Source organism: uncultured Corynebacterium sp. (genome assembly GCF_937999985.1).
Taxonomy (GTDB): domain Bacteria; phylum Actinomycetota; class Actinomycetes; order Mycobacteriales; family Mycobacteriaceae; genus Corynebacterium.
On sequence record NZ_CALLDG010000044.1, the window covers coordinates 1 to 10,252 of the forward strand.

8 protein-coding genes are annotated in these 10,252 nt (G+C 62.9%); 4 read left to right on the forward strand and 4 right to left on the reverse strand.

Annotation, left to right across the window (positions count from 1 at the left end):
* Together Q0331_RS01920 and Q0331_RS01925 are read left to right on the forward strand one after the other, a co-directional pair.
* The coding region (locus tag Q0331_RS01920) for a phosphate acyltransferase (RefSeq protein ID WP_298074384.1) at window positions 1–474 on the forward strand (474 nt) is incomplete at its 5' end.
* 45 nt (window positions 475–519) lie between these two features.
* Window positions 520–1,731: an acetate kinase gene (locus tag Q0331_RS01925; protein WP_298074386.1), complete on the forward strand. Its 1,212-nt coding sequence runs from the start codon at window positions 520–522 to the stop codon at window positions 1,729–1,731.
* A gap of 488 nt (window positions 1,732–2,219) precedes the next feature.
* On the opposite strand, the gene Q0331_RS01930 is transcribed toward Q0331_RS01925, so the two are convergent.
* From Q0331_RS01930 to Q0331_RS01940, 3 genes are read right to left on the reverse strand one after another with little or no spacing between them, the layout of a single operon-like run.
* Window positions 2,220–4,859, reverse strand: a complete 2,640-nt coding sequence (locus Q0331_RS01930; protein WP_298074388.1) for a serine/threonine protein kinase — start codon at window positions 4,857–4,859, stop codon at window positions 2,220–2,222.
* The gene (locus tag Q0331_RS01935; RefSeq protein WP_298074390.1) at window positions 4,849–5,934 is read right to left on the reverse strand and encodes a transporter substrate-binding domain-containing protein; all 1,086 of its coding nucleotides are present in this window, start codon (window positions 5,932–5,934) and stop codon (window positions 4,849–4,851) included. Before Q0331_RS01935 ends, Q0331_RS01930 begins: the two co-directional genes overlap by 11 nt.
* Entirely contained in the window at window positions 5,934–7,346 is a 1,413-nt protein-coding gene (locus Q0331_RS01940) for a hypothetical protein (protein WP_298074392.1), read from the reverse strand. Before Q0331_RS01940 ends, Q0331_RS01935 begins: the two co-directional genes overlap by 1 nt.
* 76 nt (window positions 7,347–7,422) lie before the next feature.
* Here Q0331_RS01940 and Q0331_RS01945 point away from each other — a divergent pair, with 76 nt between their 5' ends.
* Together Q0331_RS01945 and Q0331_RS01950 are read left to right on the forward strand one after the other, a co-directional pair.
* Window positions 7,423–8,562 carry an ATP-binding cassette domain-containing protein gene (locus Q0331_RS01945; RefSeq protein WP_298074394.1) on the forward strand — a complete coding sequence of 380 codons (1,140 nt, stop codon included), beginning with the start codon at window positions 7,423–7,425 and terminating at the stop codon, window positions 8,560–8,562.
* On the forward strand, window positions 8,562–9,374 hold the full coding sequence (locus Q0331_RS01950) for an ABC transporter permease subunit (protein WP_298074396.1): 813 nt from the start codon (window positions 8,562–8,564) through the stop codon (window positions 9,372–9,374). Before Q0331_RS01945 ends, Q0331_RS01950 begins: the two co-directional genes overlap by 1 nt.
* A gap of 93 nt (window positions 9,375–9,467) precedes the next feature.
* On the opposite strand, the gene Q0331_RS01955 is transcribed toward Q0331_RS01950, so the two are convergent.
* Window positions 9,468–10,010: a MarR family winged helix-turn-helix transcriptional regulator gene (locus tag Q0331_RS01955; protein WP_298074398.1), complete on the reverse strand. Its 543-nt coding sequence runs from the start codon at window positions 10,008–10,010 to the stop codon at window positions 9,468–9,470.
* Window positions 10,011–10,252: the final 242 nt, after the last annotated feature.

The window sequence follows — 10,252 nt, forward strand, 5'->3', positions numbered from 1 at the left end:
CAGGTCTCCCGGGAGAAGATCCGCGGGCAGGTGCTGGCGGAGATCGCCGCCGTGTCCGCGCAGACCGCCGCGCAGTTCGGCATCGAGCCGAAGGTGGCGATGCTGAGCTACTCCACCGGCACCTCCGGTGCGGGCGCGGACGTGGAAGCCGTGGCCGCCGCAGTGAAGAAGGCCCAGGAGAACAACCCAGACCTGCCACTTGACGGGCCGCTGCAGTTCGACGCCGCAGTGGTGGAATCCGTCGGCCAGAAGAAGCTGCCGGGCTCCGACGTGGCGGGCCAGGCAACCGTGTTCGTGTTCCCGGACCTGAACTGCGGAAACATTACCTACAAGGCGGTCCAGCGCACTGCCAATGCGCTGGCCGTGGGGCCGATCCTGCAAGGCCTGAACAAGCCGGTGAATGACCTCTCGCGTGGCGCGACCGTGCCGGACATCGTGAACACCGTGGCGATCACTGCGATCCAGGCCAAATAGCCGGAAAGCCGGCAGAAGAAGAAGCGAAAAGAACAGAGAAGAAAAGTGACCAAGTACGTACTCGTCCTCAACTCGGGCTCCAGCTCCATCAAGTTCCAAGTTCTCGATCCGGAAGCAAGCGCGACGGCGGAGCCATTCGTCTCCGGCATCGTCGAGAAAATCGGTGAGAAGAAGGGACACATCCAGATTCAGACGGAAACGTCGAAGATGGAAGACAATCGCCCTATCCTCAGCCACTCTGTTGGCCTAGAACGCGCCTTCGGCATGATGACGCTACTGGGCGTCGGACCCCAAGACCTAGACCTGGTAGCAGCAGGGCACCGCGTGGTCCACGGTGGTGCAACGTTCACAGAGCCCGTACTCATCGACGACGAGGTGATTGAGCAGCTCAAGGAGCTCATCCCGCTGGCGCCGCTGCACAACCCCGCCAACATCGACGGCATTGAAAACGCCCGCGCGCTGCTGGAACACGTCCCGCACGTGGCAGTGTTCGACACCGCGTTCTTCTCCACACTGCCGGAGCACGCGGCGAATTATGCCGTCAAGAAGGACATCGCCGACGAGTACAACATCCGCCGCTATGGCTTCCACGGCACCAGCCACGAGTACGTGTCCTCCAAGGTTCCGGACCTGCTGGGCAAGCCCGCCGAGGAGGTCAACCAGATCACTCTGCACCTGGGTAACGGTGCCTCGGCCGCCGCGATTCGTGGCGGTGTGGCTGTTGATACGACGATGGGATTGACGCCACTCGCCGGCCTGGTCATGGGCACCCGCTCCGGCGACATTGACCCGGGCATTATTTTCCACCTGGCGCGCTCCGGTGGGATGACGGTGGACCAGGCGGATAAGCTGCTGAACCGCGAGTCCGGTCTGAAGGGCATGGCTGGCGTAAACGACTTCCGCGAGCTGAAGCCCCTGATTGAGGACGGCGATGAAAATGCGCAGCTGGCTTACGACGTGTACATCCACGCGCTGCGCCGCTTCATTGGGTCTTACATGCTGATCCTGGGTGGCGTGGATGCGATTGTATTCACCGCAGGTGTGGGTGAGAACGCAGCGCAGGTGCGCCGCGATGCTATGGCTGACCTGCAGAATTTCGGTATTGAAATTGACGAGGCGCGGAATGAGAACTCCGAGGGGATTGTCGGCGCGCGGGAGATCTCTACTGACGATTCCCAGGTGAAGGTGTTCGTGGTTCCGACGAATGAGGAGCTGGCGATCGCGCGCCAGGCGACGGAGCTGGCCGAGCAGCAGTAGGGTCTGGAGCTGGCGATTGCGCGCTAGGCGACGGAGTCGGCCGAGCAGCAGTAGGGGCTGCCTGGGTGCAGGGTCGCTCTGGCTGCCCCGCTGGAGCTGAAATGTCGTTAGAACGGGAATGCGTGCCTCGCCGGGCGAAAGCGCAGGCTCGCCGGGCGGGGTTTTGGTGCCTGCTGGGGCTGAAATGTCGTTAGAACGAGAATGCGTTAATGCAGATAATTTTCATTAATGCAAAAGTGCAGGTCAGGAGCCTGCGTTTCGCGGAGTCTGTTCTTGCGGCTTCATGGATTCCCGTTCTAGCGACATTTGCCGCTCAGGGGAGGGACGGAGTGCGGGGCGTGGCGTGGGATCCAGGCGCGCAGCTGGAATGGGAGGGCAGGCGGGCTTTGCGACCAGGCGCACAGTTAGAGCGCAGCTAGGACAATGTGCGCAGTTAGAACCTGAGGGACAGGTGCGCAGTTAGCGCGCAACTAAGACAATGTGCGCAGCTAGAACCAGGTGCGGGGGCGGATCTGGTTGGCCATGTCCACCAAGTCGTAGCGGTGGCGGGCAAAAGGAGCCTGGCGAGCCAGCTGGCGCAGGCTTTTCTCCAAGCCGGTTCGCAGGCCACGCTCGGTAAACTGCACGTCAAATAGGGGAGCCGCTGCTGCCTGCCGCTTGACCTGAGAAGCTTCGTTTGCCCTGGTTGTAGAACCACGATTTTTCCTGATCACGGCACCGAGCTTGCGCTTGCCCTTGGACTTGCGAGAGCCGTGGCCGCTACCGGCTCCGGCACCACCGCCAGCACTGTCCTTACCGCTACCGGCTCCGGCACCACCGCGACCAACACCGCCAGCGCCGGCACCAGAACCGCCGGCACCACCGCGGCCGGCTCCGGCACCACCACCGCCGGTACCTGTGTCACCAGCGCCAACGCCAACGCCGGCAATCCCCGCCACGCCGTCCGGGCCGTCGCTAGCGCCACGCAGCCAATTCAGGCCCGCGCTCAGCACTGCGATGCGAACTTGCGGCAGGCGCGGCTCGTTAGTCGGCAGGGTCTCCAAACGTCTAGCCGCACGGCGGATGCGGGACTCGGTGAGGCTGTTGGCGTCAGAAATAAGCAACAAAATAGACGTCAACCGTGCCAGTCGATTGTGCCGCGAGGCCTGCGGCAGCCGGTCCAACGCAGCCACCGCCGAATCGACCATGCCCTCCGCGCGCAACTGTCTGGCCAGGCCAAACGCGCTGGAAACAGTGGACTGGTTCGTGGCCCACACCAGCCCATAAAGGCGCATGGCGTGGAAGCGCAGAGAAACCGGGTCTAGCGTGACGTGCTCCCAACCGGGCACCCCGGTGTAATCCTTCACCGGCAACTTCTGCGCATAAGCCAGGGCAGAAGCGGCGCGGGAGACGTGCTCGCTCAGCAGCTTCGTAGAGTTCACGCCCTGCTGCTGCAGCAGCAACTCGTCGGTGGCGGCCAGCGCCAACTTCGGGGCGGGCTCACCAGGCAGGATGTACAGCACCCGGTTGAAGTACTTCTGCGCTTCCGCGAACTGTCCCGTCAGCAGCGCCGCCACCCCAGAGTGCCACTGGAAGCGCCAGTCTTTCTCCAACCGCGGCTTCAGCTCGTCCAGCAGATTGTGGGCCTCGCGCGTCTGGCCCACGTCCAGTAGCGCACGCACCATTGTCAGCGGAATCTCCACGGAGTGCTTCAGCTCCGGCTGGGCATAAGCAGCGCGCAGGGTATCTAGCAGATCCCCGGCCTCGGTGAAGCTGGTGGCGGAAAGCAGGCCGTATCCCGGGTCCTGCGAATCGGCCAGCGGGGTGGGAAGGGCGCTCACCACCTCCGGCACGGAGATCTCCACGGAGCGCACAACGCCGTCGACCAGCTGGTCGGTGCGGAACACAATGTGTTTGGTGCCGAACGTACTACGCTGCGCGGTGAACCGGGTGTACAAGTGCGGGTAGTGGCGGCCGTCGCGGATGGCCAGGATCTCCCGCAGTACGCCGATCAGCTGGTTAGCCATGGCGGTGGCGGAGCTAAAGCGCGCTTCCGGATCTTCGTCCGTGGCCCGCAGCAGCAGGCGGTACAGGGACAAATACTCGCGGAACAGCGGCTCTTCGTCCGGGGTGGGCAGCCTCTGGACATACACTCCGTTTTCCACCGGCAGGTTCACGATCAGTGCGGCTAGGGTGCGGCCGACGGTGTAGATGTCGCTGGCCACGGTCGGTCCGGTCTTGGCAATCTCCGGGGCCTGGAAACCCTTGGTGCCGAAGATGTGCCCGAACGCGCCGATCCCCGTCACCGCCCCCAGGTCGATCAGCTTCACCTGGTCCTCGGTGATCAGGATGTTGTCTGGCTTCAGGTCGTTGTAGACCACGCCGCGGGAGTGCAGGTAGTCCAGCGCGGGCAGGATCTCCAGGATGTAGCCAATCGCCACGTCCAGATCCAGCACCCCGGCCGCCAGCTTCCGCCGCTGCCCGCGCAGCGATGGCCCGCCGACGTACTCCATCACAATGAAGCCGCCGGGGGAGCGTGGGTCGTCGATGAAGTTGAAAATCTTCACGATTCCCGGGTGCGTGATGTCCGCCAGGAACGCCCGCTCGGATTCCGCGACCGCACGCTCTTGCTCGTTTTCCGTGGCCATCATGCCCTTGAGCACCACGTAGCGGTCGGCAACGTTGTGGTCGATGGCGATGTACACCCAGCCCAGACCGCCGTGCGCGATGGGGCCGAGGATCTCGTACTGGCCTGCAATGATGTCACCGGCCTTCAGCGTCGGTGCTTCCACGCCTTTCTCGATCGCCGCGCTGGGGTCAATGACTGCGTCTTCCGGGTTCGTCGGAGGGATGAACGGCAGTTGCACCATTCCGTCGGCCACGGAGGCGCCGGAGCGGTACGTGCCACGCCTCTTGCGGAACGTCGATAGTGCCTCGATGCGCGAGCGCTCGCCGGAGTCCACGGCGTTCGCCGGGTTACCCACGGGTTCGGTGTGCTGCACCGTCGCGTCTGTGTCTTCGTCGTCGGCGAAGGGGTCGAACTCTACGGCTTCGGTGTGTTCTTCTGGTTCGCTGTCGGCGAAGGGGTCGAACTCTACGGCCTCGGTGCGCTCCTCCGGTTCACTGTCGGCGCGGTCGTTACTCTGCATTGCCGTTCGCCTCCCTTCGCCGGATCTTGTTGAGTTCCTTCGTCTCTTCCTCGGTGCGGTACTTAATCGGTAGTGATGACGCCGGCCCTAAGTAGTCCGCCAGCCACGTGTCATAGAGGTTCCTCCACGTTCCGTCGCGCCGAATCCTCTCCATGGTGGAGTTCACCTGCATCACCAGCCCGGTCGTATGCTTTGGGAATCCCGGCGGGGAGATAGCCACCGAGTAGTAGCTGGTCTCCGGCGCGTCGGCCACCAGGGTTGTGTAGGGATCCTGGGCTCGCAGGCCGGTGAGGATCGCGTCATCCGTATAGATCGCATCGGCCTGGAAGCGCTGCATGGCCATAAGGCAATCTGTCCACGCTTGGGTCAGCAGCAGCCGCCCCACGTCGTATTGTTTGACCCGCACAGCGGAGGTTGAGTCGCGCGTAACGCACACCGTCTTCTTGTGCAGGTCGTCGAAGCTTTGGATCTTCGAGTCGCTCAACACCAGCAGGCGCGAGTGAACCTGCAGGTAGGGGATGGAAAACTCCAGTTTCGATTGGCGGGAAAGCGTCGGCGACATTGTGCGCACCACAATGTCCACGTCGCCGCTCTTGAGCGCCTCTGCGCGTTCGCGGCTTTCCACGTAGCGGAATTCGATCCTGTTCGGGTCGCCGAAAATGTCGCGCGCGATTTCGCGCGCCAGGTCTACCTCGAAGCCAGCGACGTCGCCGGAGACCGGGTCGCGGAACCCCAGCCGGTTCAGGGATTGGGCCACGCCCACCACCAGACGACCCCGGCGCATGATCTGCGGCACGCGCTCCTTCGGCTCGCGGGTATCCGGCTTGATAGAGCCAAACGGTTCTTCGTCGCCAGTGTTATCGATATTTGTGTTGGTATCCGCTGCGGCGTCACCGTCACTAGGAACCTCGTCCGGCTGCACATACGTCGCGCCGTAGGGCAGATCGTCGCTGGCATTGTGCTGTACGGATGGCCATTCCGGCAGTTCGGGGCTTTCCGTGGCGCAGGCCGAGGTGACGGCAATGGCCGCGACGGTCAGGGCGGCGACTACAGGCTTGAACGCTTGCTTTCTCATTAGAGGAACTCCTGCAGTCGGGGCCTAGTGCCAAAGAAGACGCACAGTGCGGAGAGCACTGTCAGGGCTAGTACGAGGTTGGTCACGCGGCCGGCGGCGGTGCGGCCTTCCACCAGGATGTCGCGCAGTTCTTCGCGGGTGCTGCTGATGAGCTCCTGCATTTCGTTGTCCACGACGGTGTAGTCTGACGTATCTTCATCGGCGGCGCGCAGGTCTTTCTTTCCGTCCTGCTTTTCCTCGCTGACCTTCGTGTCCAGCGCCGCGGCCAGCGCTTCGGTGTAGCGGCCATTCTTCAGCTCGGAGACCATCTTTGCGTGTGATTCGTCCCACGAGCGCAGCGCTTCCCGGGCGGTATCGATGCGCTCGGGGTGGCTCACTTGGTTGCGCAGGCCTTCCAGCTTGCTGTCGATGTCCGCCATGGCATCCGAGAACTCCTGCTGGCGATCTTCGCCGTAGTCGCGCTGAATCAGCCCCAGCGCTTCCTGGGTGCGCGACTGCTGCACCGAGATGCGCACTGCCGTGAGCTGCTCGAGTGGCCGCACGGTGCCTTGCACATCTTGGTTCCCCGCGTGCCACGTCAGGGCAGCGCTTATTGACGCCCATACGAGGGCGAACAGCATAAGCCCAGTAGCCGCCACATATCCCAGGTTGAGGCGCCTATTAGTCAATGCTGCGAGCCAGAATTGGGCTATCGCTAGCATGATGATCGCCGCCACGATGCCGGAAAGTGGGAACCACAGGGGAGAGGAGAGTTTCGCCTGCTGGGTGGAGACCTCCTCTGAGGTGCGGGAGTAGAGCTCCTGGGCGGCTGGCAGCATCGTGTCCTGCATCAGTGTGGAGGCCTGGGCCAGGTAAGAAGCGCCGACGGGGTTGCGCAGGCGGTCGTGTGTCTGCGCGTTGGACATCAGCTTCACGTACTCCGGCATGGAGTTCTGGATTTGTAGTACCAGCTCCATTTCTCGGGACTCGATGTTGTCGATGCCGCTGGTGGCGCGGATCAGGGAGGTCGAGGCGCTGGACATTGCCGCGTCGTAGTCCCGGGTGGCGGCGTCGGTGGTGGACTTGCGTAGGAAGCTGGTGGTGGCGACGGAATCTGCCACCGAGAGGGAGTTGAAGAGTTCCTGCGCCGCATCCGACAGCGGCTCGGTTTGGTTGACCAACGCATTCAGCTGCGTTTGGCGGTTCTGCGAGCTGTAGACCATCGCCCCGCCGGCGGCGAGGATGGCCAAAACCAGGATGGTCGAGACGATGGTGAGTAGGCCGGGGGAGGTGGAGGCGAACTTGAGGAACCGGCGCGGCGCTTCGAGCGCCGGGATCACAAACCCCTTGAACGAGCTGCCTCGACCGGTGGGGTGCTCATCGCTGTCCATCCACCGGTCTGCCTCGAACGCAGTCACTGGGGGCATAGCCATAAAGTATATACAGCCTAAGTAATTGTGTGCCCACAAAGTCTGCTTAAACTCCCCTTATTGTGGCAGACTAGAACGCATGATTACGGTCAGTTCCCTAACCAAAGCCTATAAAGGCAATACGGTAGTCAACGATTTGAATTTTGAGGTCTCACCCGGAATTGTCACCGGGTTCTTGGGACCCAACGGTGCCGGTAAGTCCACCACGATGCGAATGATCGTGGGGTTGGATGAGCCGACCAAGGGAACTGCCCGCATCGATGGCAAGGCGTATGCCGACTACAAGCGCCCGCTGGAGAAGGTCGGCACGCTGCTGGACGCCAAGTGGGTCCACCCCAACCGCAGCGCCGCGGCACACCTGCGCTGGGTCGCCGCTGCTAACGGATTTTCTAAAAAGCGCGTGGATGAAGTCCTGGGCATCGTGGGTCTGAGCGACGTGGCGGGCCGCAAGGCCGGCAAGTTTTCGCTGGGCATGGGCCAGCGCCTGGGCCTGGCCTGCGCGCTGCTGGGCGACCCGGAGGTGCTGATCCTGGACGAGCCCGTGAACGGACTGGACCCGGAGGGAATCCGCTGGGTGCGCGATTTCGTCCGCGCCCTGGCGCGAGAGGGCCGCACCGTGCTGATCAGCTCGCACCTGCTCAGCGAGATGGCGCAGACCGCCGACCACCTGATCGTTATCGGTAAGGGGCGCCTGGTGGCCAACCAGAGCACTCACGAGTTCATTAAGTCCACTTCCGAGGTATCCACCGTCGTGCGTACTGATCACATCGCGGAGATGAAGGCCGCGCTGAGGGAAGAGTCTGTTGCCTTCCAGGAGGGGAAGGATCTGGACGGCCGCCCGACGCTCACCATCCCACAGCAGGAAAGCGACTGGATCGGTGCTCTGGCCTACAGCTATGGCCTGCGCCTGCGCGAGCTGTCGGAGAAGCGCCCGAGCCTGGAGGATGCATACTTGCGCATGACTCAGGAGCACGTCGAGTACCACGCCAGTGTCGAGGCCGACAAGGCTGAGGCTGAGGTCAAGCCTGGCAAGACCGAGGCGGCAGCTAAGCCCGGCAAGCCCGAGGCAGAGGAAAAGGCCGCTCCCAAGGTGGCGCCAGAAGGGGCTGAGCCCACAGGTCGGCGTCATAAAGAAAAGAGCGCCCCAGAGAAGAGCGCTACAGAAAAGAGCGAGGCAACCGGCAACGCAGTACGCGTGCAGAAGGAAGGGGACAAGTAATGGTGAACCTGATCAAATCGGAGCTGATTAAGCTCCGCAGCACCAAAGCCCTGTGGTGGACCTCCGGGCTGATCCTGTTCTTCTCGCTCGGCTTCGCACTGCTCAATGGCGCCATGACCGGCTCGCTACTGACCAGCGACGAGGCGCAGAAAGACCCAGAGCTGTACATGTCCGTCGTCGGGGGCATCGGCTCTGACATGGGCCTCAGCGGTTTCCTCTCCTTCGGCATGATGATCGTGATGATCCAGGCCGTGATGCTGGTGACCACCGAGTATGGCGCGAACACCAGCAAAACCACCCTGCTGGCCACCCCGACGCGCTGGCAGGTGCCGATCGCAAAGTTCCTGGTCTACGGCGTGATCGCCTCGATCCTCGCGTTGATCTCCAACGTGGTGGGCACGGTTCTCGCCAAGTGGTCGCTCGGCTGGAATCTGGAGGATGAAGAGCTGTTGGGCAAGGTCGGCCTCGGAGCCGATGGCCTGTGGGAGCAGATCGGGCGCATCGAGCTGTACCTGCTGCTGACCATCGCCGCCGCCATCGGCGTGGGCTACCTGGTGCGTAACACCGCCGGCGGCATCGCAATCATGCTGCTGTGGAACCTGGTGATCGAGGGCACGCTGGTGCAGCTGGTGCCGAAGGTCCGCGACTGGCTGCCGCCGTACATGCCGTTCACCAACGCCGATGCGTACACCGGCATGCGGGATCTCGACGGGGCGCCATGGGGCCAGACCGGCTCGATCCTGTACTTCGCCGCCTGGTGTGTGGTGCTCTTCATCGTCGGCGTAGTGACGCTAAAGAAGCGGGACGCTTAAGCGCTTTTTCTTAGTGACGCCCCCCTTCGCCCCACCGGCCTTGAGATGCCAGGTGGGGCGTTTTAGCTTTGGGGCTAGTTTGCGTCTCCGGGGCTAGTCCGGGTTGCGCTGCAGATCGTCGACGAGGGACTCCGCAGCCAGGGAGAGGTTCCGCAGGGCGGGCACGCCACGGCGCAGCTTTGCGATGTCGCGCGCATCCATCCTGTCGGTGGCCTTAGTGATGATGAGCGCCCACTCGTCGGTGATGGAGTTCATCATGTCCACGCCCTCGTCCGTGAGGTAAAGATCCTGGGCGCGCTTATCCTCCGGATTGGCCTGGCGGCGGATCAGCCCGCCGTTGATGAGGCGGCGCACGGTCGCCGAGACGTTAGAGGCGCGGAGGAAGCGCAGGCGGGCGACATCCGAGACACCGCAGCCCGGGTGCTGGGATATAAACTGCAGTACCTCGATCTCCGACTGGGAGATCTCCAGCGACTGGTTGGGTCGCTCCATCAGGCGGCGGGTGGCGGAAAGAAAGTCATACACTGCCGTGGCGATCTCTGCGACGTCGATCTCCGGCAGAATTTCGGGTGCCTTGCGGCCGCGTACCGGGGGATGGGAAGGCGTCTGCGGCGACTTCTGGGGTGGCGGGGTCATCGGGCGAAACTTTCTTTTGGTGTGCGTATGTAAGTAACTTGTGATTCACCCTATATGACGGCAAAAGTGCTATTGCACTAATCGGCGATAATGAAAACAATCAATTCGCCAACACGGCGCTTTACTGCAACGCTACTGCAGTGCGCTCGTCAGGCGCGCGACGTTATCCACGTACTGCTTGTACAGCGGGCGGGTGCTCCACTGCTCCTCGGTCAAAAGGGCGGAACGGCCTCGGTACTCTT

Bases quoted from the DNA above. Each gene is read 5' to 3' on its own strand.
- Q0331_RS01935 (WP_298074390.1), bottom strand. From the start codon at position 5,934: ATGAGAAAGCAAGCGTTCAAGCCTGTAGTCGCCGCCCTGACCGTCGCG.
- Q0331_RS01930 (WP_298074388.1), bottom strand. From the start codon at position 4,859: ATGCAGAGTAACGACCGCGCCGACAGTGAACCGGAGGAGCGCACCGAG.
- Q0331_RS01945 (WP_298074394.1), top strand. From the start codon at position 7,423: ATGATTACGGTCAGTTCCCTAACCAAAGCCTATAAAGGCAATACGGTA.
- Q0331_RS01955 (WP_298074398.1), bottom strand. From the start codon at position 10,010: ATGACCCCGCCACCCCAGAAGTCGCCGCAGACGCCTTCCCATCCCCCG.
- Q0331_RS01940 (WP_298074392.1), bottom strand. From the start codon at position 7,346: ATGGCTATGCCCCCAGTGACTGCGTTCGAGGCAGACCGGTGGATGGAC.
- Q0331_RS01950 (WP_298074396.1), top strand. From the start codon at position 8,562: ATGGTGAACCTGATCAAATCGGAGCTGATTAAGCTCCGCAGCACCAAA.